This window comes from Streptomyces sp. NPDC001056 (assembly GCF_053598955.1).
Window position 1 is genome coordinate 1 of record NZ_JBSFLI010000019.1, and the last position, 19,434, is coordinate 19,434.

19 protein-coding genes are annotated in these 19,434 nt (G+C 70.7%); 8 read left to right on the forward strand and 11 right to left on the reverse strand.

What is annotated here, in order from left to right; all coding sequences use genetic code 11:
• Window positions 1-112: 112 nt before the first annotated feature.
• From fabF to ACWDD7_RS22230, 5 genes are all read right to left on the reverse strand, one after another.
• Window positions 113-1,375, reverse strand: coding sequence for a beta-ketoacyl-ACP synthase II (gene fabF / locus ACWDD7_RS22210; RefSeq protein ID WP_450458613.1), 1,263 nt, complete (start codon window positions 1,373-1,375; stop codon window positions 113-115).
• 112 nt (window positions 1,376-1,487) lie between these two features.
• Window positions 1,488-1,736 (reverse strand): acyl carrier protein, encoded by a 249-nt coding sequence (locus ACWDD7_RS22215; protein ID WP_030341284.1) that lies wholly within the window; start codon window positions 1,734-1,736, stop codon window positions 1,488-1,490.
• Window positions 1,737-1,817: 81 nt separating this feature from the next.
• Window positions 1,818-2,849, reverse strand: coding sequence for a ketoacyl-ACP synthase III (locus ACWDD7_RS22220; protein WP_351877491.1), 1,032 nt, complete (start codon window positions 2,847-2,849; stop codon window positions 1,818-1,820).
• A gap of 17 nt (window positions 2,850-2,866) precedes the next feature.
• Window positions 2,867-3,793 (reverse strand): ACP S-malonyltransferase, encoded by a 927-nt coding sequence (locus ACWDD7_RS22225; protein WP_351877493.1) that lies wholly within the window; start codon window positions 3,791-3,793, stop codon window positions 2,867-2,869.
• Between the two features lie 89 nt (window positions 3,794-3,882).
• A complete protein-coding gene (locus ACWDD7_RS22230; protein WP_351877495.1) occupies window positions 3,883-5,088 on the reverse strand; it encodes a PucR family transcriptional regulator in 1,206 nt (401 codons plus the stop codon).
• Between the two features lie 93 nt (window positions 5,089-5,181).
• Between ACWDD7_RS22230 and ACWDD7_RS22235 the strand changes: the two genes are divergently transcribed.
• Window positions 5,182-5,838, forward strand: coding sequence for a pirin family protein (locus ACWDD7_RS22235; RefSeq protein ID WP_450458614.1), 657 nt, complete (start codon window positions 5,182-5,184; stop codon window positions 5,836-5,838).
• Window positions 5,839-5,875: 37 nt separating this feature from the next.
• Here ACWDD7_RS22235 and ACWDD7_RS22240 read toward each other — a convergent pair whose 3' ends face one another.
• Together ACWDD7_RS22240 and ACWDD7_RS22245 are read right to left on the reverse strand one after the other, a co-directional pair.
• Window positions 5,876-6,703 (reverse strand): serine hydrolase domain-containing protein, encoded by an 828-nt coding sequence (locus tag ACWDD7_RS22240; RefSeq protein WP_450458615.1) that lies wholly within the window; start codon window positions 6,701-6,703, stop codon window positions 5,876-5,878.
• 19 nt (window positions 6,704-6,722) lie between these two features.
• Window positions 6,723-7,199, reverse strand: a complete 477-nt coding sequence (locus ACWDD7_RS22245) for a GNAT family N-acetyltransferase (protein WP_351877501.1) — start codon at window positions 7,197-7,199, stop codon at window positions 6,723-6,725.
• Window positions 7,200-7,294: 95 nt separating this feature from the next.
• Here ACWDD7_RS22245 and ACWDD7_RS22250 point away from each other — a divergent pair, with 95 nt between their 5' ends.
• A complete protein-coding gene (locus ACWDD7_RS22250) occupies window positions 7,295-7,759 on the forward strand; it encodes a MerR family transcriptional regulator (protein WP_450458616.1) in 465 nt (154 codons plus the stop codon).
• Window positions 7,756-8,778: an aldo/keto reductase gene (locus ACWDD7_RS22255; protein ID WP_450458617.1), complete on the forward strand. Its 1,023-nt coding sequence runs from the start codon at window positions 7,756-7,758 to the stop codon at window positions 8,776-8,778. Before ACWDD7_RS22250 ends, ACWDD7_RS22255 begins: the two co-directional genes overlap by 4 nt.
• Here ACWDD7_RS22255 and ACWDD7_RS22260 read toward each other — a convergent pair.
• From ACWDD7_RS22260 to ACWDD7_RS22270, 3 genes are all read right to left on the reverse strand, one after another.
• Complete coding sequence (locus tag ACWDD7_RS22260; protein WP_351877507.1) at window positions 8,775-9,614, reverse strand: DUF4429 domain-containing protein; 840 nt, start codon at window positions 9,612-9,614, stop codon at window positions 8,775-8,777. The genes ACWDD7_RS22255 and ACWDD7_RS22260 overlap by 4 nt on opposite strands.
• A gap of 66 nt (window positions 9,615-9,680) precedes the next feature.
• Complete coding sequence (locus ACWDD7_RS22265) at window positions 9,681-10,901, reverse strand: alpha/beta hydrolase (RefSeq protein WP_450458618.1); 1,221 nt, start codon at window positions 10,899-10,901, stop codon at window positions 9,681-9,683.
• Between the two features lie 184 nt (window positions 10,902-11,085).
• Window positions 11,086-11,712 (reverse strand): TetR family transcriptional regulator, encoded by a 627-nt coding sequence (locus ACWDD7_RS22270; protein WP_351877511.1) that lies wholly within the window; start codon window positions 11,710-11,712, stop codon window positions 11,086-11,088.
• Between the two features lie 206 nt (window positions 11,713-11,918).
• Here ACWDD7_RS22270 and ACWDD7_RS22275 point away from each other — a divergent pair, with 206 nt between their 5' ends.
• Complete coding sequence (locus tag ACWDD7_RS22275; protein WP_450458705.1) at window positions 11,919-13,454, forward strand: MFS transporter; 1,536 nt, start codon at window positions 11,919-11,921, stop codon at window positions 13,452-13,454.
• Between the two features lie 358 nt (window positions 13,455-13,812).
• Here the strand turns inward: ACWDD7_RS22275 and aceE are convergent, their stop codons facing one another.
• Complete coding sequence (gene aceE / locus ACWDD7_RS22280) at window positions 13,813-16,560, reverse strand: pyruvate dehydrogenase (acetyl-transferring), homodimeric type (RefSeq protein WP_450458619.1); 2,748 nt, start codon at window positions 16,558-16,560, stop codon at window positions 13,813-13,815.
• Window positions 16,561-17,020: 460 nt separating this feature from the next.
• On the opposite strand from aceE, the gene ACWDD7_RS22285 reads away from it, so the two are divergent.
• The 4 genes from ACWDD7_RS22285 (at window position 17,021) to ACWDD7_RS22300 (ending at window position 19,431) form a co-directional block, all read left to right on the forward strand.
• On the forward strand, window positions 17,021-17,458 hold the full coding sequence (locus ACWDD7_RS22285; RefSeq protein ID WP_285554373.1) for a DUF3052 domain-containing protein: 438 nt from the start codon (window positions 17,021-17,023) through the stop codon (window positions 17,456-17,458).
• Window positions 17,459-17,579: 121 nt separating this feature from the next.
• Window positions 17,580-18,038, forward strand: coding sequence for a peroxiredoxin (locus tag ACWDD7_RS22290; RefSeq protein WP_351877518.1), 459 nt, complete (start codon window positions 17,580-17,582; stop codon window positions 18,036-18,038).
• A 138-nt stretch (window positions 18,039-18,176) separates the two neighbouring features.
• Window positions 18,177-18,752 (forward strand): TerD family protein, encoded by a 576-nt coding sequence (locus tag ACWDD7_RS22295; protein ID WP_285554371.1) that lies wholly within the window; start codon window positions 18,177-18,179, stop codon window positions 18,750-18,752.
• Window positions 18,753-18,852: 100 nt separating this feature from the next.
• Window positions 18,853-19,431, forward strand: coding sequence for a TerD family protein (locus ACWDD7_RS22300; RefSeq protein ID WP_351877010.1), 579 nt, complete (start codon window positions 18,853-18,855; stop codon window positions 19,429-19,431).
• Window positions 19,432-19,434 lie beyond the last annotated feature (3 nt).

Sequence of the window (19,434 nt, forward strand, 5' to 3'; positions counted from 1 at the left end):
GTGAAGGTGGTGGGCAGCGGTGCGAGCAGGCGCGGCAGCGCTTCGGCCAGCCGCTCGTCGTCCACCACGCGCAGATAGCGGGACCGGCCGGTGGGGGCCCTTCCGCGTGTCCTCAGATGGTGCGGAACGCCAGCACCACGTTGTGCCCGCCGAACCCGAACGAGTCGTTCAGCGCGGCGATACGACCCTCCGGCAGCTGACGGGCCTCGCCCACGACGACGTCCGCGTTCACCTCGGGGTCGAGGTCCTTCACGTTGATCGTCGGCGGCGCCGTGCGGTTCACCAGCGCCAGGATCGACGCCACGGTCTCGATGCCGCCGGCGCCACCGAGCAGGTGACCGGTCATCGACTTCGTGCCGGAGATCGCCATGTGCTCGACGTCGTCGCCGAACACCTTCCACAGCGCCTTGATCTCGGCGACGTCACCCTGCGGGGTGGAGGTGGCGTGCGCGTTGACGTGGACGACCTCGGCCGGCTTCAGGTCCGTGCTGTCCAGCAGGTTCTGCAGCGCCTGCGCGATGCCGTTGCCCGAGGGCTCCGGCTGCGTGATGTGGTGGCTGTCGGCGGAGATGCCCTGGCCGACCGCCTCCACGTAGATCCGCGCGCCGCGGGCCTTCGCGTGCTCCTCGGACTCAAGGATGATCACACCGGCGCCCTCGCCGAGCACGAAGCCGTCACGACCGGAGTCGAACGGCCGGGACGCGGCCGCCGGGTCGTCGTTGTTCTTGGACATCGCCATCATGTTGCCGAACGCGGCGATGGGCAGCGGGTGGATCGCGGCCTCGGTGCCACCGGCCACGACCACGTCCGCACGACCGGTGCGGATCATCTCGATCGCGTACCCGATGGCCTCCGCGCCGGAGGCGCAGGCCGACACCGGGGTGTGCACGCCGGCGCGCGCGCCCAGCTCGATACCGACGTTGGCCGCCGGGGAGTTGGGCATGAGCATCGGCACGGTGTGCGGGGAGACGCGGCGGACGCCCTTCTCGCGCAGCACGTCGTACTGGTCCAGAAGCGTCGTCACACCGCCGATCCCGGAGGCGATCACGGTACCGAGACGGTCGGGGTTGACGGAGGCGTCCTCACCGGCCCTGGCGGTGAAGCCGGCGTCCTTCCAGGCCTCGCGCGCGGCGATCAGCGCGAACTGCGCCGAGCGGTCGAGCTTGCGGGCCTGCGGCCGGGGGATGATCTCGCCCGGCTCGACGGCGACGCGGGCGGCGATGCGGACCGGGAGGTCCGCCGCCCACTCCTCCTCCAGGAGGCGGACACCGGACGTGCCGGCGACCAGGGCCTCCCAGAATGAAGCTGCGTCGCCACCCAGCGGTGTGGTTGCGCCGATACCGGTGACGACCACGGTGCGATTGGTCGGGATCACGGGAATTCTTTCTCCAACGGATGCGGGAATCTACGGCGCCACCGCCGGGTGGCGGGGCCTTGCAGCCTGACGGCCTTGCGGCCTGACGGGCAGTAGGGCCTCAGCGAATGGCTCAGGCCTGGTGCTTGAGGATGTAGTCGGTCGCGTCGCCGACCGTCTTGAGGTTCTTGACGTCCTCGTCCGGGATCTTCACGTCGAAGCGCTCCTCGGCGGCGACGACGACCTCGACCATGGACAGCGAGTCGACGTCCAGGTCGTCGGTGAAGGACTTGTCCAGCTGGACGTCCTCAACCGGGATGCCGGCGATCTCGTTCACGATTTCGGCGAGACCCGCGACGATCTCTTCCTGAGTGGCGGCCATGTGAGGCGCTCCTTCTTCGATATTCCAGACGGTTTGTGGCATTTTTCCCCCCACCGGATCGCATGATCCGGCACGGAGTGCCTAGGGGAGGGTAACGACCGTGGCGGCGTAGACGAGACCCGCCCCGAATCCGATGACGAGCGCGGTGTCGCCGCTCTTCGCCTCCCCGGTCGCCAGAAGCCGCTCCATGGCGAGCGGGATCGAGGCGGCCGAGGTGTTGCCGGTGGTGCGGATGTCGCGGGCGACCGTGACATGCTCCGGCAGCTTGAGAGTCTTCACCATCGAGTCGATGATCCGCACATTGGCCTGGTGCGGGATGAAGACGTCCAGGTCGTCCGGGCTGATTCCGGCCGCGTCCAGCGCCTGCTGGGCGACCTTCGCCATCTCGAACACGGCCCAGCGGAACACCGCCTGGCCCTCCTGCGTGATCGCGGGGAACTTGATGTTTCCCTCGCTGTCCAGCGGAAGCTCGTTGACGTCGCCGACGTGGAAGCGATCCCACGAGACGGTCTGCTTGATGACCGTGGCCTTGTCGCCCTCGGAGCCCCACACGGTCGGGCCGATGGCCGGCTCCTTGGAGGGGCCCACGACGACCGCGCCGGCGCCGTCGCCGAACAGGAAGGCCGTGGCCCGGTCCTCCAGGTCGGTCAGGTCGCTGAGCCGCTCCACGCCGATGACGATGACGTACTCGGCGGAGCCCTCCACGATCATGCCCTTGGCCAGGGTGAGGCCGTAACCGAAGCCCGCGCAGCCGGCCGAGATGTCGAAGGCGGCCGCCTTGTCGGTGCCGAGCCGGTCGGCGATCGCGGTGGCGATGGCCGGGGTCTGGGCGAAGTGCGACACCGTCGACACGACGACCGCTCCGACCTGCGAGGCGTCGATGCCGGCGTCGGCGATCGCCTTGCCGGCCGCCTCGACGGACATCGCGGCCACCGTCTCCTCGGGGCCCGCCCAGTGCCGGGTCTCGATGCCGGAGCGGGAGCGGATCCACTCGTCGGACGAGTCGATCTTCTCCAGGATCACCTCGTTGGGCACCACACGGGTCGGGCGGTAGCCGCCGACACCGAGGATGCGCGCGTACGGGGCGCCCTTGCTGGGCTTGATCTTCGCCATCTACGGCTCCTTAGGCGTCAGGCGTCGACGTGCTCGGTGATGAGCGCACGGGCCGCGTCGAGGTCGTCAGGGGTCTTCAGGGCCAGCGTCTTGACGCCGGGCAGCGCCCGCTTGGCCAGTCCGGTCAGCGTGCCGCCGGGGCACACCTCGATGAGCGCGGTGACGCCCAGCTCCTTGAACGTCTCCATGCACAGGTCCCAGCGCACCGGGTTGGCGACCTGGCCGACCAGGCGCTCCAGGACCTCGGCGCCGGAAGTGACGGCCGCGCCGTCCTTGTTGGAGACGTAGGTGACCTTGGGGTCGGCCGGGGCGAGGTCGGCGGCGGCCTTGGCCAGCGTCTCGACCGCGGGGGCCATGTGCCGGGTGTGGAAGGCGCCGGCGACCTTCAGCGGGACGACCTTGCGGACGCCCTCGGGCTTGTCCTCGTTCAGCGCGGCCAGCTGCTCCAGCGTGCCCGCCGCGACGATCTGACCCGCGCCGTTGATGTTCGCCGGCGTCAGGCCCAGCTTCTCCAGGTGCGCGACCGAGGTCTCCGGGTCGCCGCCGAGCAGCGCCGACATGCCGGTCTCGGTGATCGCGGCGGCCTCCGCCATGGCCAGACCGCGCGTGCGGACCAGCTTCAGGGCCGCGGCGTCCGTCAGCACGCCCGCGAAGGCGGCCGCGGTGATCTCGCCGACGCTGTGCCCGGCCACCGCGCCCGGCGCGATCTCCGACATGGCACCGAGTGCCGCGGCGGACAGGATTCCGGCGGCGACCAGCAGCGGCTGGGCGACCGCGGTGTCCCGGATCGCGTCGGCGTCGGCCTGGGTGCCGTGATGCACCAGGTCGAGGCCGATGGCGTCCGACCACGCGGCGACACGGTCCGCGGCACCGGGGAGTTCGAGCCAGGGAGTCAGGAAGCCGGGCGTCTGGGCGCCCTGGCCGGGAGCGACGAGTACGAGCACTCTCACACTCTCTCTTGGGTACGGGCACGGCCGCCCGTGGGGACAGGGACGAAGAACACGAAGGGCTTTTGTTGACCTCCGACAAAACCCTATGCCTGGGGGTCGCCGTCGACCAGGCGCCCCAGGATCAGCGCGATCCGCAGCGTGAACGCGGATCGTACATCCGAAGGCGACCAACCGGTGACGTCTGTCACACGTCGGAGCCGGTAGCGCACGGTGTTCGGGTGAACGAAGAGCATCCGGGCCGCGCCCTCCAGGCTGCTCGCCTGCTCCAGGTAGACACTCAGGGTTTCCAGCAGCGCTGATCCGGCCTCTTCCAGCGGTCTGTAGATCTCCTCCACCAACTGGTCACGGGCGCTCGGATCGCCCGCGATGGCGCGCTCCGGCAGCAGATCGTCCGCCAGCACCGGCCGCGGCGCGTCCTGCCAGGCCGTGCACGCCTTCAGCCCCGCCGCGGCGGCCTGCGCGGACCGGGTCGCGGCCTGCAGGTCCGGTACCACGGGCCCGGCGACCACCGGACCGGCCGCGTACGGCCCGATCAGCGATTTCGCCACCGCGAGCGGGTTGGGACTGCCGCCCGCGATCACCACAAGGCGGTTCCCGAGAACGCCGGTGAGCACCTGGAGCTTGGCATGCCGCGCGGCCCGCCGGATCGCCTCCACGGTCAGCTCGCTGTCCCCGTCCGGCGCGGTACCGAGGACGACGCACACGTGCTCGGGCGAGTTCCAGCCCAGCGCGGCGGCCCGGCTGACCGCGCCCTCGTCGGCCTCGCCGCTGAGCACGGCGTTGACCACCAGCGATTCGAGCCGCGCGTCCCAGGCACCGCGTGCCTCCGCGGCCTGGGCGTACACCTGGGCGGTCGCGAAGGCGATCTCCCGGGCGTACACCAGCAGCGCCTCGCGCAGCACGCGCTCGTCGCCCGGGGCGGCCACCTCGTCGATCGCGCTCTCCATGACCTCGATGGTGGTGCGCACCATCTCCACGGTCTGACGCAGCGTGATCGCCCGGGTCAGCTCGCGCGGCGCGGTCCCGAAGACGTCCGTGGAGATCGCCTGCGGGGCGTCCGGGTGCCGGAACCACTCGGTGAAGGCCGCGATGCCCGCCTGCGCGACCAGCCCGATCCAGGACCGGTTCTCCGGGGGCATCGCCCGGTACCACGGCAGGGTCTCGTCCATCCGCGCGATGGCCTGCGCGGCGAGACTCCCCGAGGACCTCTCCAGCCGCTTCAGGGTCGCGGTGTGCGTATGGACGGCGGACGTCGCGGGATCGCCGCGGTGGGATTCGGGTTCGGGCACGGGGACAAGAGTGCCTTATCCGGACGGGAGCATGCGTCGCGGGTCCGGAACCCGGCGCCCGTCCGCGTCGAGGACGGGTCTACGGTGGGGATCGTGATCGACGTACGGCGCGCCGCCGAGCGCTACCCGGGCGGGGACCCGGCGGACGGGATCGAGACCCGCCACGCCTTCTCCTTCGGCCCGCACTACGACCCCGACAACCTGTGCTTCGGCCCGCTGATCGCCTGCAACGAGGAACGGCTCGCGCCCGGCGCCGGCTTCGACGAGCACCCGCACAGCCACACCGAGATCGTCACCTGGGTCGTCGAGGGCGAGCTGACCCACCGGGACTCCGCGGGCCACGAATCCCGGGTCCGTCCCGGTGACGTACAGCACCTCGGTGCGGCGGCGGGCGTGCGGCACGTCGAACGCAACGACGGCGAGGGCCCGTTGACCTTCCTCCAGATGTGGCTGGCCCCGCTGGAGCCGGGCGGCGAGCCGTCGTACGAGGTCGTCCCGGGCATCGCCGACGCCACGCCCTACGCCGTGCCGGCCGCGGGCGCCATGCTGCACGTGCGCCGGCTGGCCGCGGGCGAGCGGACCGCCGTACCGGACGCGGCCCGCCTGTACGTCCACGTCGTGCGCGGCGAGGTGCGGCTGGACGGCGAGGAGCTGGGGGCGGGGGACGCGGCCCGGATCACCGACGCCCGCGCTCTCGCGGCGGTGGCGGTGACCCCGGCCGAGCTGCTCGTGTGGGAGATGACCGGCTGACGGCTCACACACACGGGGGAGGCTGTCGGACCGACGATCAACGCACTCCGCGCGTCTCGCCCAGCACCGCGTCCGTGAACACCGGCCACGCCTCGACGGCCCAGGGGCCGAAGGCGCGGTCGGTCAGGGCGGCGCAGGCGAGGTCCGCGTCGGGGTCGATCCACAGGAACGTACCGGACTGCCCGAAGTGGCCGAAGGTGCGCGGGGAGGAGGAACGGCCCGTCCAGTGGGGGGACTTGGCGTCGCGGATCTCGAAGCCGAGGCCCCAGTCGTTCGGGTTCTGGTGGCCGTAGCCCGGCAGCACGCCCTTGGTGCCGGGGAACTGGACGGTCATCGCCTCCGCGACCGTACGCGGGTCCAGCAGCCGGGGCGCCTGCACCTCGGCCGTGAACCGCAGCAGGTCCTCGACCGTCGAGACGCCGTCCTTCGCGGGGGAGCCCGCGAGCGAGGTGGACGTCATGCCCAGCGGGTCCAGCACCGCCTGCCGCGCGTACTCGGCGAACGGGATGTCCGTCGCCCTGGCGATGTGGTCGCCGAGCTGCTCGAACCCGGCGTTGGAGTACAGCCGCCGCTCCCCGGGCGGCGCCGTCACCCGGTGCTCGTCGAAGGCGAGGCCCGAGGTGTGCGCCAGCAGGTGCCGCACCGTCGCCCCGGGCGGTCCGGCCGGCTCGTCCAGCTCGATCGCCCCCTCCTCGTACGCCACCAGCGCCGCGTACGCGGCCAGCGGCTTGGTGACCGAGGCGAGGGGGAAGCGGTGGCCGACGGGGCCGTGTGTCCCGAGGACGGTCCCGTCGGCTCGTACGACACCCGCCGCCGCGGTGGGCACGGGCCAGTTCTCGATCGACGCCAGGCTGTTCAACGACATGCGGCCGAGCCTATGCGGCTCACAGCAGAAGCCGCATCGAAGGGTCCGGGTCCCGGGTGAAGCCCAGGGCCTCGTACAGCGGCTGGGCGTCCGGCGAGGCGGTGAGCAGGACGTGCCCGGCGCCCCGGGCCCGGAACCAGGCCAGCAGCTCCTCCATGCACATCCGCGCGTAGCCGCGGCGCCGGGCGCCCGGGTCGGTCGCCACACTGAAGACGGTCCCGACCCGGCCCCGCGGGTCGCGGGGGCTGCCGACGCGGTAGTCCACCGTGCCCGCCGCCAGCGCGGCCAGCCCGCCCGGCCGCTCCGAGGACTCGACGACGAACGCCGCGAAGTCCCCGTCGGCCTCGGCCAGCCGCTCGCGCACCAGCGGCAGGGACTCGGCCTGCCAGCCCGTCGCTCCGGACGCGCCCAGCCGACCCAGCGAATCGAACATGACCTGGCGCAGTCGCAGTACCTCGGTGGCGTCCTCGGGCGTGGCCCGTCGTGCGAGACTCATGCCCCGCACGCTACCCAGCGGTCCCCGCCCGGTCCTTCGGTTTTCTTACCGGCTCCGCTTGCTTGGAGTGCACTCGAAGGCCATAGCGTTGAGCCATGACGGTGATGCGGACCACGCCTGCGACCCTTGAGGACTCCCACCCCGCCGACATCTGCTCCCCGCGCCCTGCGCGCCACCCGCGCCCGGACGGGCAGGACCACTACACGATCAGTGAGGTCGCCGCCTTCACCGGACTGACCGCGCACACGCTGCGCTGGTACGAACGGATCGGTCTGATGCCGCACGTCGACCGCTCGCACACCGGGCAGCGCCGCTACAGCAACCGCGACCTGGACTGGCTGGACCTGGTGACCAAGCTGCGGCTGACCGGCATGCCGGTGGCGGACATGGTCAGGTACGCGGAACTGGTGCGCGAGGGGACCGGTACCTACCGGGAGCGGCAGGAACTGCTGGAGCGGACCCGCCGGGACGTGCTCGGCCGGATCGCGGAGCTGCGGGACACGCTCGCCGTGCTCGACCGCAAGATCAGTTTTTACGCTATAGAGGGGAACAATCGATGACCGACGCCAGGATTCCGACGGCACGCCTGGGAGCGCAGGGGCCCGAGGTCGGCGTGCAGGGACTCGGCTGCATGGGCATGAGCTTCGGCTACGGCCCCACCGACACCGAGCAGGCGCGCGCCGCCCTGGACCGGGCGCTGGAGCTGGGCGTGACCCTCTACGACACCGCCGACGCGTACGGCGCGGGCGAGAACGAGCGGTTCCTCGCCCCGTTCTTCCGGGCCCACCGCGACGAGGTGGTGATCGCCACCAAGTTCGCCCTGTCCATCCCCAAGGACGACCCGACCAGGCGGATCATCCGCAACGACGCCCCGTACATCCGCGAGGCCGTCGAGGGCAGCCTCCAGCGGCTCGGCGTCGACGTGATCGACCTCTACTACATGCACCGGCGCGATGTGAACGTGCCCATCGAGGAGACCGTCGGCACGATGGCGGAGCTGGTGCGCGAGGGCAAGGTCAAGCACCTGGGCCTCAGCGAGGTCACGGCACAGGAGCTGCGCGCGGCGCACGCCGTGCACCCGATCGCGGCCGTGCAGTCGGAGTGGTCGCTGTTCAGCCGGGACATCGAGGCGCATGTCGTGCTGGCGGCGCGGGAGCTGGGCGTCGCCCTGGTGCCGTATTCGCCGCTCGGCCGGGGCTTCCTCACGGGGTCCTTCGCCGACGCCGACAAGGACCTCACGGCCGACGACTTCCGCCGCCATCAGCCCCGCTTCACCGGCGACAACGCCGCCGCCAACGCGGCCCTGCTCCAGCCCCTGCACACCATCGCCGCCGCCCACGGCGCCACCCCGGCCCAGATCGCCCTGGCCTGGGTCCAGCAGCGCGCCGCGGTCGACTCCCTGCCGGTCGTCCCGATCCCGGGCACCCGCAAGGCGAACCGGGTGGAGGAGAACGTGGCCGCGACCCGGATCACCCTGACCGAGGCCGAGCTGGCCCGACTGGAGCCGATCGCGGGCAAGGTGGCGGGCGACCGGTACGCGGACATGACGTTCACCTCGGCGGGCCGCGAGCAGTTCTAGAGCTCGGCCAGCAACTCGGCCTTCTTGCTGGAGAACTCCTCGTCGGTGACCAGCCCGGCCTGATGCAGCTCCCCCAGATGCCGGATGCGCTCGGCGATGTCCGCGGGGTCACGACGGCACCGCGGCACCGTCGGCACCGGCCTGCGTGAGCGGACCGCCGCGAGTACCGCCGCGGCGAACGGCAGGGACTCGTGCACCGGGCCGTAGCCGAGTCCGAACACCACCGCCGCCGGGTCTTGGTCGGGCGCGGCGACCGGGTCCGCACCCGAGGCGCGGAGCCGTAGGTACCCGTCCAGCGCCTCGGGGGAGCGCCACTCCACGCCGCTGAGGTCGGCGACCGCCCAACTCTGGTCGCCGGCCTTCCACTTGGCCGTGGACGCGCCGGTCCAGGACCACCGGAACTGCACGGACGTCCCGTCGAACGTCGCCTTCCCGTCGTACGCCTTGAACTGCAACGGCGCCGCGGGCGCGGCCACCAGATAGCGGTCCGCCGGCCCCGACTCCGTCAGCCGCGCCGCCAGCTCCTCGGCGCAGGACGCCGCCTGGGGCTCCCGCTCGGCCGGCAGGACCAGCCGGTACGGGTCGGAACCCTCCTTCAGCTGTCCGTCCGCCGCATCCATGAGCGGATCCGCACCGGAACGGGGCACCAGGCGCAGTACGAGGGTGCCGCGCTTGCCCGGAGCGAGCGTGACCTCCTCGACGGCGGACAGCGGGATCCGCCGCTCCCCGAGCGCCTGGAACAACTTCGGTGTTCGAATCCCCCGTTCGTAGCGGATGAGCACGGAGTCGGACTCGAACTCCCAGACGGCATGAAATCCCGCCAGTACGTCACCCATGCGGCTCATCGTATGCGGCACGTGCCCCTCCGTCGCCACCCGCGCAGACCGCACTTCCTGCTGTTTCTACGCGCGTTGGAGCGTCGTCGCCGCGGGCAGACCTGCCCGGCAGGCGTCACTTCCGCCGGCGCACTCCACCGAGTCGTACGCGCCCGTGCCGATGTCGGCGAGGTTGCGCAGACTGTCCGTGCCCGGCGTGAAGTACCCGGCGTGGCCCTGCGCGTCCCGCGCGGACAGCACCCGGGCCCCGAAGCCCGCGGCGACCGGATCGGCGCCGTGCCCGAGCCCGCCCAGCTCCAGGTACGGCACGTCCTGGATCCAGTCGGTGGCGTCCCGCATGGCCCACACCCGGGCGGTGGTGCGCAGGTTCGCGGCCCGGGAGACCCGCATGCCGGGGCTGGCGGCCACCGCTATGTCGGCGACCCGCCGGGGCATGTCGTGCGCGGCGACCCCGCACAGCACGGAGCCGTAGCTGTGGCAGAACATCGACACCGGGGCCCGGCCCGGCAGGGCGCGCAGCAGCGCGTTCAGCCGCAGGGAGCCCTCCGCCGCGCGCGCTCCGGTGGCCGCGTCCACGCCGAGGCCGTCGGGGGAGGTGTAGTCGGCCCAGGCGATCACGGCCGTACGGGTCCCGGGGGCGGCCGTGCGCTCCGCCGCGTACAGCGCCTTGGCCATGCCGACCGGGGCGGTGTAGGGGCGGTTGGTCTTCTGGAAGGTGAGCAGGTCGGTGTCGACGCCGGGCACGACGACCGAGATCCGCTGCGCCTCGGCCAGGTTCCCGAACACCTCGGCGATGCGGCCGGTGCCCTCCGGGTCGAAGGAGAGGATCTGGCGGCCGGGGGCCAGCAGCGACGCGTAGCGGTGCATACGACGGCCCGCGTCCTGCTGGCCCGCCGCGCTGAGCCGGCTGTCGTGCATGCGTTTGCGCTCGACCGCGCGCTGCTGTTCCAGGGCGATGCGGTTGGCCCGGTAGCGCAGGGAGACCGGCGCGCCGTTCATGTTGCCCACCGCGAGCGGGTAGTGGCGGGCGAGGCGGGCGCGGTCCTGCGCGGAGAGCGAGGTGAAGAACCCGGTGAGCCGCGCGGGGCCCGCCCCCGGGTCCGGGAGCCGCAGTCCGTGGATGCTGCCGTGCTTCCAGCTGTCGAGCGAGGCCTGGAGCTCGCCGGTCTCCCGGTGGGTGCGCAGGGCGGTCCAGCCGGTGGTGGCGAGCATCACGAACACGACGGCCAGCGCCAGCATCGCGCGCCAGACGTTGAGTTGCGGGGAGGAGGTGTCGAAGGAAGTCACTGGGAGGACACACTAGGAGAACGAGACGGTCTCGCGGTAACCGAGTGACCGGGATCACGTTTCGGTGGAGATCGAACACCCGGTGAACGATCTTTCGAGTGCGCCCCGGCCGATCCGCCGGACACGCCGTCGGCGGCCCCCCGGGCGCACGTCCGGCGATCTTTCCGGCGCCGGGGCAACGGCCTCAGCTCGTGCGCCAGTTCCCCCGGAGGGCCGAAGCCACCTGATCGAGGTAGGAGGCGGTGAGCGATCTGACGGCCTCCAGGCTGAAGTCCCCGCCCGTGCACCACTGCCGCTCCGTGACCCTTATCACCCCGCCGAACACCGCCACCACGAGCCGCGGCCGGGGGTCCGTGTCCACGTCCACGCCCTCCCGCTCGGCCAGCAGTCGCGCGAGGGTCTCCTCGACGGCGGTCGAGCGGCGCAGGTGGGCGGCGAGCAGCGCGGGCGTCGACTCGATGGTCCGGTACATGCGCAGGTACAGCTCCATCGGCACGGCCGACTCGACGGTCTCCCGGAGCGTGTCCCAGCTTTCCAGGACCGCCTGCCGCAGCGCCTCCATCGGCGCCTCGTGCGCCGGCCGGGCGCGCAGGGCGGCCAGGAACAGGGCCTCCGTCATCTCCTGGACCGCGAAGGCCGCGTCCTCCTTGCCCGCGAAGTAGCGGAAGAAGGTGCGCTGCGAGACCTCGCAGGCCGCGGCGATCTCGTCCACCGTGGTGCGCTCGTACCCCTGGGTGGTGAACAGTTCGAGAGCGGCCCGCAGCAGCGACTCCCGGGTACGCCGCTTCTTGCGCTCGCGCAGCGTCTCCATGGCCCCTCGACGGCCCCTTCCTGAACATTCGGCCAGCTCAGCCCTATGGCAGTGTGCCCTGTCAGTTACCGACTTATGAAAATGTTTGTCAACTGTCAGTGGCTGTCACTAGGCTCGAACACATGACTGGTCAGACCACCATCGACACGACGGAGCCGGGTGACGGAGCCCCGCCGGCCCCGGCGGAGCAAGCCCCGGTCACGGGGATGCGCGGCCACCCGTGGCTCACCCTGATCACCGTCGCCGTAGGGGTCATGATGGTGGCCCTGGACGGCACCATCGTGGCCATCGCCAACCCGGCCATCCGCGACCACCTGCACGCGACCTTCGCCGACGTGCAGTGGATCACCAACGCCTACTTCCTCGCCCTCGCGGTCACCCTGATCACCGCGGGCAAGCTCGGTGACCGCTTCGGCCACCGGCAGACCTTCCTCATCGGCGTGACCGGCTTCGCCGCCGCGTCCGGCGCGATCGGGCTGTCCCACAGCATCGCCGCCGTCATCACCTTCCGGGTCTTCCAGGGCCTGTTCGGCGCGCTGCTCATGCCGGCCGCGCTCGGCCTGCTGCGGGCCACCTTCCCGGCCGAGAAGCTCAACATGGCCATCGGCATCTGGGGCATGGTGATCGGCGCGTCCACCGCGGGCGGCCCGATCCTCGGCGGCGTGCTCGTCCAGCACGTCAACTGGCAGTCGGTGTTCTTCATCAACGTGCCGGTCGGCGCGATCGCCCTGGTCCTCGGCCTGCTGATCCTGCTCGACCACCGCGCGAAGAACGCGCCGCGCTCCTTCGACGTGCTCGGCATCGCCCTGCTGTCCGGGGCGATGTTCTGCCTCGTCTGGGCACTCATCAAGGCGCCGACCTGGGGCTGGGGCGCGGGGGAGACCTGGGGCTTCATCGTCGCCTCGGTCCTGCTCTTCGCGTTCTTCGCGTTCTGGGAGACCAGGGTCGCCGAACCGCTCATCCCGCTCGGCCTGTTCCGCTCCGTGCCGCTGTCGGCCGGTGTGGTCCTGATGGTCCTCATGGCCATCGCCTTCATGGGCGGCCTGTTCTTCGTGACCTTCTACCTCCAGAACGTGCACGGGATGACGCCGGTCAACGCGGGCCTGCACCTGCTGCCGCTCACCGGCATGATGATCGTCGCCTCGCCGCTCGCCGGTGCCGCGATCACCAAGCTCGGCCCGCGGATCCCGCTGGCCGGCGGCATGGTCGCGACCGCGGTCGCCATGTACGGGATGTCCACGCTCAAGGCCGGTACCGGCAGCGGCGTGATGTCCGTCTGGTTCGCCCTCCTCGGCCTCGGCCTCGCGCCGGTCATGGTCGGCGCGACCGAGGTCATCGTGGGCAACGCGCCCATGGAGCTGTCCGGCGTGGCCGGCGGTCTCCAGCAGGCCGCCATGCAGATCGGCGGCAGCCTCGGTACGGCGGTGCTGGGCGCGGTGATGGCGTCCAAGGTCGACAGCTCGCTGCCGGGGAACTGGAAGGGCGCGGGGCTGCCGCCGCTGACGCCGGCGCAGCTGGATCAGGCGTCGGAGGCGGTGCAGGCCGGTGTGGCACCGGTGCCGAAGGGGATACCGGCGCCGATAGCCGCCAAGATCACGTCCGTGGCGCACGACACGTTCATCTCCGGCATGAGCCTCGCGTGCCTCGTCGCCGCGGGTGTCGCCGTGGTCGCCGTCCTGGTGGCCTTCCTCACCAAGCGGGGCGGCAACGCGGAGGCGGGGGCGGGCGTGGGCCACATCTGACCTGCGGTCGCCCGGCCGGGTGACGTGATCGGCGTTCACTGGCGCGGCGTGGTGGGCGCGGGACAGAGTTCTGCACCGGCAGCCCGGCCGCAGACGCGCACCGCGCAGGAGGGGAGCGGTGTCGCGTCTGCGGTTCGCCGCGGGGGTGCCGGGCGTGTGCCCGGTGCACCGTCGTGGCTGGTCGCGCGGTTCCCCGCGCCTGGGGGAACCGCGGTTCCGTCGGCTGCCGACGTGTCGTCCGTACTGCGGGCGGTCGTGCCGCCGGGGCGGCACGGGTGGGCGCGGGCAGTACCCGGTCAGCGCCGGTACGCGACCCGACGCCCGGCCCGCCGCGGCCGACCCGCGCCCTCCGGCGCCGTTACGCGTCGCCCCCCGCCGCCCCCGGATGCGCGGCCGTCACGTCCAGCACCTGGTACCGGTCGATCGCCTGCTTCAGCACCGAGCGGTCGATCCGGCCGACGCGAACCAGTTCCGTGAGGACCGCCACGACGATCGACTGCGCGTCGATGTGGAAGAAGCGGCGGGCCGCCCCGCGGGTGTCGGCGAAGCCGAAGCCGTCGGCACCGAGGGACTGGTAGGGGCCGGGAACCCAGCGAGCGATCTGGTCCGGAACCGAGCGCATCCAGTCGGAAACGGCCACGAACGGACCCTCCGACCCGCTCAGCTTGCGCGTCACGTACGGCACGAGCTGCTCCTCCTCGGGATGCAGCAGGTTGTGCTCCTCGCACGCCACCGCCTCGCGCCGCAGCTCGTTCCAGGACGTCGCGGACCACACCGACGCCTGCACGTTCCAGTCCTCCGCGAGCATCCGCTGCGCCTGGAGCGCCCATGGCACCGCGACGCCCGACGCCATGATCTGCGCCGGAATCGCCCCGCCGGGGCCGTCGGAGAGCTTGTGGATGCCCTTGACGATGCCCTCGACGTCCACGCCGGCCGGCTCCGCGGGGTGCTGGATCGGCTCGTTGTAGACGGTGAGGTAGTAGAACACGTCCTCGCCGTGCGGGTGTTCCTCCGAGCCGCCGTACATCCGGCGCAGGCCGTCCTGGACGATGTGCGCGATCTCGTAGGCGTACGCCGGGTCGTACGCGACGCACGCCGGGTTCGTGGAGGCCAGCAACTGCGAGTGCCCGTCGGCGTGCTGAAGGCCCTCGCCGGTGAGCGTCGTACGACCCGCGGTCGCACCGAGGACGAAGCCGCGCGCCAACTGGTCGGCCATCTGCCAGAACTGGTCACCCGTGCGCTGGAACCCGAACATCGAGTAGAAGACGTACACCGGGATCAACGGCTCGCCGTGCGTCGCGTACGCGGAACCCGCCGCGATCAGCGACGCCGTGCACCCCGCCTCGGAGATGCCGTCGTGCAGCATCTGGCCGGTCGGCGACTCCTTGTAGGCGAGGAGCAGTTCGCGGTCCACGGACTCGTACTGCTGCCCGAGCGGGTTGTAGATCTTCGCGCTCGGGAAGAAGGAGTCCATGCCGAACGTGCGGTACTCGTCCGGCGCGATCAGCACGAACCGCCGCCCGATCTCCTTGTCCCGCATGAGGTCCTTGAGCAGGCGCACGAAGGCCATCGTGGTCGCGATGGACTGCTGGCCCGTGCCCTTCTTCACCGTCGCGTACGCCTTGTCGTCCGGCAGCGCGAGCGCCTTGGAACGCACGACGCGCGTCGGGACGTACCCGCCGAGGCCCTTGCGGCGGTCGTGCATGTACTGGATCTCCTCCGAGTTCCGCCCCGGGTGGTAGTACGGCGGCAGGCCGGACTCCAGCTCCCGGTCGGAGATCGGCAGGTGCAGCCGGTCCCGGAAGCGCTTCAGGTCGTCGACCGTCAGCTTCTTCATCTGGTGCGTGGCGTTGCGGCCCTCGAAGTTCGGGCCCAGCGTCCAGCCCTTGATCGTCTTGGCCAGGATGACCGTCGGCTGGCCCTTGTGCTCCTTGGCCGCCTTGAACGCCGCGTAGATCTTGCGGTGGTCGTGACCGCCGCGCCCCAGGTGCAGGATCTGGTCGTCGGTCATGTTCTCGACCATCGCCCGCAGCCGGTGGTCGTCGCCGAAGAAGTGCTGGCGGATGTACGCGCCCGACTCCGTGGCGTACGTCTGGAACTGCCCGTCCGGGGTGGTGTTCATCTTGTTGACCAGGACGCCGTCCCGGTCCTGCGCGAGCAGCGGGTCCCAGGAGCGGTCCCAGATCAGCTTGATCACATTCCAGCCGGCGCCCCGGAAGACCGACTCCAGCTCCTGGATGATCTTGCCGTTGCCGCGCACCGGGCCGTCCAGGCGCTGGAGGTTGCAGTTGACCACGAAGGTCAGGTTGTCCAGGCCCTCCCGGGCCGCGAGCGTGAGCTGGCCGAGCGACTCCGGCTCGTCCATCTCGCCGTCGCCGAGGAACGCCCACACCTGCGACTTGGAGGTGTCCGCGATGCCGCGCGCCTCCATGTAGCGGTTCATCCGCGCCTGGTAGATCGCGCCCAGCGGGCCGAGGCCCATGGAGACCGTCGGGAACTCCCAGAAGTCCGGCATGGAGCGCGGGTGCGGGTAGCTGGACAGGCCGTTCGGGTACTTCGACTTCTCCTGGCGGAACCCGTCCAGCTGGTTCTCGGTGAGCCGGTCGAGCAGGAACGCGCGGGCGTAGATGCCGGGGGAGGCGTGGCCCTGGAAGAAGACCTGGTCGCCGCCGTCGCCCTCGTCCTTGCCGCGGAAGAAGTGGTTGAAGCCCACGTCGTAGAGCGAGGCGGAGGAGGCGAAGGTGGCGATGTGACCGCCCACGCCGACGCCGGGGCGCTGGGCACGCGAGACCATCACGGCCGCGTTCCAGCGGGTCGCGTTCAGGATCCTGCGCTCGATCTCCTCGTTGCCCGGGAAGAACGGCTCGCTCTTGGTGGGGATCGTGTTGACGTAGTCCGTGCTGCGCATCTCGGGCACGGCCACGCGCTTCTCACGGGCCCGCTCGATCAGCCGCAGCATGAGATAGCGCGCCCGCTCCCGGCCGCGCTCGTCCACGACGGCGTCGAGGGAGTCGAGCCACTCCTGGGTCTCTTCGGGATCGAAGTCAGGAACCTGACTCGGAAGGCCGCCAATGATGATCGGGGAACGATCGGATCCGGAAGCCACGCTGTTCCTTACCTGTCGGAGGGCCGGTTGTCGCTGCTCGTGCCTACTGCGCGTAGGCGCTGCTCGTGCCTACTGTCAGTGCCCGCGCCGTTCCCCATCGTGTACCGCGGGGAGACGTCCGTCATCTCCACCGTCGCCACCCCGCCGTACCGCCCGGAGCACACCGCCGGTCAAAACGCAACGATACGCCCGGGGTGTGACGCGCTTGGCAAAGTTGTTTGATGGTTCCATCCGTGGATGATTCCATTGAGGGCAAACCGGGCACATGCGGGTGATGTGGGTGGCGCGGAATCGGGATACGGTGCCAGAAGTTGCCACGACACGGCCGGTATCGTCACCGTTTCGACGGTCGGGAGGGCCGGGTACTTGCGCTATCCGCCCCGCCCGTGTGGACTACGGCCAATGCTTCGCGCACGCGCGTGGCTGAGATACTCACCAAGACATGATCAGGAGGCACCCCGTGAGCGCGACCGCGGACCACGCGGAGGAGCGGACGAACCCTGCCGCCAGGCTGGGGTTCCAGCCCGGACAGGTGGTCCAGGAGATCGGCTACGACGACGACGTCGACCAGGAACTCCGCGAGGCCATCGAGGAAGCCGTCGAGGGCGACCTGATGGACGAGGAATACGACGACGTGGCCGACGCCGTTGTGCTGTGGTTCCGTGACGACGACGGCGACCTGACGGATGCGCTGGTGGATGCCACCACGTACATCGAAGAGGGCGGCGCGATCCTGCTCCTCACGCCGAAGACCGGCCGTTCGGGATACGTGGAACCGAGCGACATCTCGGAAGCCGCGACGACGGCCGGCCTGACCGCAGCGAAGAGCGTCAGCGTCGGCAAGGACTGGAGCGGCAGCCGGCTGGCCACGCCGAAGGCGGCCAAGTCGAAGCGGTGACCGCATCCGGACGGGCCGGATCTCGCCCCGGCCCGTCCGGAACCCAGGTGATCGCTGCGTAGGGTGGACCCGAGCGTTTGCTGTGCTCTCACCCGAACAGCCCACCGAAGGGAAGCACGACATGGCGATCCAGGTCGGCGACAAGGCACCCGACTTCGAGCTCAAGGACAACCACGGCCGCACCGTGCGGCTCGCCGACTTCCGCGGCGAGAAGAACGTGGTCCTGCTCTTCTACCCCTTCGCCTTCACCGGCGTGTGCACCGGCGAGCTCTGCGAGCTGCGCGACAACCTGCCGAAGTTCGCCGACCGCGACACCCAGGTGCTCGCCGTCTCGAACGACTCCATCCACAGCCTGCGCGTCTTCGCGGAGCAGGAGGGCCTGGAGTACCCGCTGCTCAGCGACTTCTGGCCGCACGGCAACGTCTCGCGCGACTACGGCGTCTTCGACGAGGACAAGGGCTGCGCGGTGCGGGGCACCTTCATCATCGACAAGGACGGCGTCGTGCGCTGGACCGTGGTCAACGGCCTGCCGGACGCGCGCGACCTGAACGAGTACGTGAAGGCGCTCGACACCCTGTAGTCGGCCGGTCGGCCGAACCTGGGAACCTTCGGGTCCAGGGTCTGCGGGGGGCGGGAACTCGTCACTAGGATCGGCTCGTTGATCCCATATCCGAAGCACGACGGGGCTCCCCGCCCCTCGACACCACATGGAGGACTCGTGGGAGTCAGCCTCAGCAAGGGCGGCAACGTCTCGCTGACCAAGGAGGCCCCGGGCCTGACCGCCGTCATCGTCGGACTGGGCTGGGACGTGCGCACCACGACCGGCACCGACTTCGACCTCGACGCGAGCGCGCTGCTGCTGAACAACTCCGGCAAGGTCGTCAGCGACCAGCACTTCGTCTTCTTCAACAACCTCAAGAGCCCCGACGGCTCCGTGGAGCACACCGGTGACAACCTCACCGGTGAGGGCGAGGGCGACGACGAGCAGATCAAGGTCAACCTGGCCGGCGTCCCCGCCGACGTCGACAAGATCGTGTTCCCGGTGTCGATCTACGACGCCGAGAACCGCCAGCAGTCCTTCGGCCAGGTGCGCAACGCGTTCATCCGCGTCGTCAACCAGGCCGGCGGCGCCGAGATCGCCCGCTACGACCTCAGCGAGGACGCCTCCACCGAGACCGCGATGGTCTTCGGCGAGCTGTACCGCAACGGCGCGGAGTGGAAGTTCCGTGCCATCGGCCAGGGCTACGCCTCCGGGCTGCGCGGCATCGCCCAGGACTTCGGCGTCAACGTCTGACGCCTGTCGGAACTGGGGAAACGTCCGGCGCCGAGCCGTTTACGGCCGGCGCCGGACGCGTAGGAAACAGGGAAGCACCGTCAGGGGAGGACCAGCAATCATGGGCGTGACGCTCGCCAAGGGAGGCAATGTCTCCCTCTCCAAAGCCGCACCGAACCTCACCAACGTCATGATCGGGCTCGGCTGGGACGCGCGCTCCACCACCGGCGCCCCCTTCGACCTGGACGCCAGCGCGCTGCTGTGCGGCGCCAACAACCGGGTGCTGGGCGACGAGTGGTTCGTCTTCTACAACCAGCTCAAGAGTCCGGACGGTTCGGTGGAGCACACCGGCGACAACCTCACCGGTGAGGGCGACGGCGACGACGAGTCGATCCTGGTGGACCTCGCCAAGGTGCCGCCGCAGTGCGAGAAGATCATCTTCCCGGTCTCCATCCATATGGCCGACGAGCGCGGCCAGACCTTCGGACAGGTCTCCAACGCGTTCATCCGCGTGGTCAACCAGTCCGACGGCCAGGAGCTCGCGCGCTACGACCTCAGCGAGGACGCCTCCACCGAGACGGCCATGATCTTCGGCGAGCTGTACCGCTACCAGGGTGAATGGAAATTCCGGGCGGTCGGTCAGGGGTACGCCTCGGGACTGCGCGGAATCGCTCTAGACTTTGGAGTCAACGTTTCGTAAAGC

Excerpts from the sequence above, each read along its gene's own strand:
- ACWDD7_RS22215 (WP_030341284.1), bottom strand. The coding sequence starts at position 1,736 with ATGGCCGCCACTCAGGAAGAGATCGTCGCGGGTCTCGCCGAAATCGTG.
- ACWDD7_RS22220 (WP_351877491.1), bottom strand. The coding sequence starts at position 2,849 with ATGGCGAAGATCAAGCCCAGCAAGGGCGCCCCGTACGCGCGCATCCTC.
- ACWDD7_RS22240 (WP_450458615.1), bottom strand. The coding sequence starts at position 6,703 with ATGTCGTTGAACAGCCTGGCGTCGATCGAGAACTGGCCCGTGCCCACC.
- ACWDD7_RS22245 (WP_351877501.1), bottom strand. The coding sequence starts at position 7,199 with ATGAGTCTCGCACGACGGGCCACGCCCGAGGACGCCACCGAGGTACTG.
- ACWDD7_RS22250 (WP_450458616.1), top strand. The coding sequence starts at position 7,295 with ATGACGGTGATGCGGACCACGCCTGCGACCCTTGAGGACTCCCACCCC.
- ACWDD7_RS22255 (WP_450458617.1), top strand. The coding sequence starts at position 7,756 with ATGACCGACGCCAGGATTCCGACGGCACGCCTGGGAGCGCAGGGGCCC.
- ACWDD7_RS22260 (WP_351877507.1), bottom strand. The coding sequence starts at position 9,614 with ATGGGTGACGTACTGGCGGGATTTCATGCCGTCTGGGAGTTCGAGTCC.
- ACWDD7_RS22270 (WP_351877511.1), bottom strand. The coding sequence starts at position 11,712 with ATGGAGACGCTGCGCGAGCGCAAGAAGCGGCGTACCCGGGAGTCGCTG.
- ACWDD7_RS22275 (WP_450458705.1), top strand. The coding sequence starts at position 11,919 with ATGCGCGGCCACCCGTGGCTCACCCTGATCACCGTCGCCGTAGGGGTC.
- ACWDD7_RS22290 (WP_351877518.1), top strand. The coding sequence starts at position 17,580 with ATGGCGATCCAGGTCGGCGACAAGGCACCCGACTTCGAGCTCAAGGAC.
- ACWDD7_RS22300 (WP_351877010.1), top strand. The coding sequence starts at position 18,853 with ATGGGCGTGACGCTCGCCAAGGGAGGCAATGTCTCCCTCTCCAAAGCC.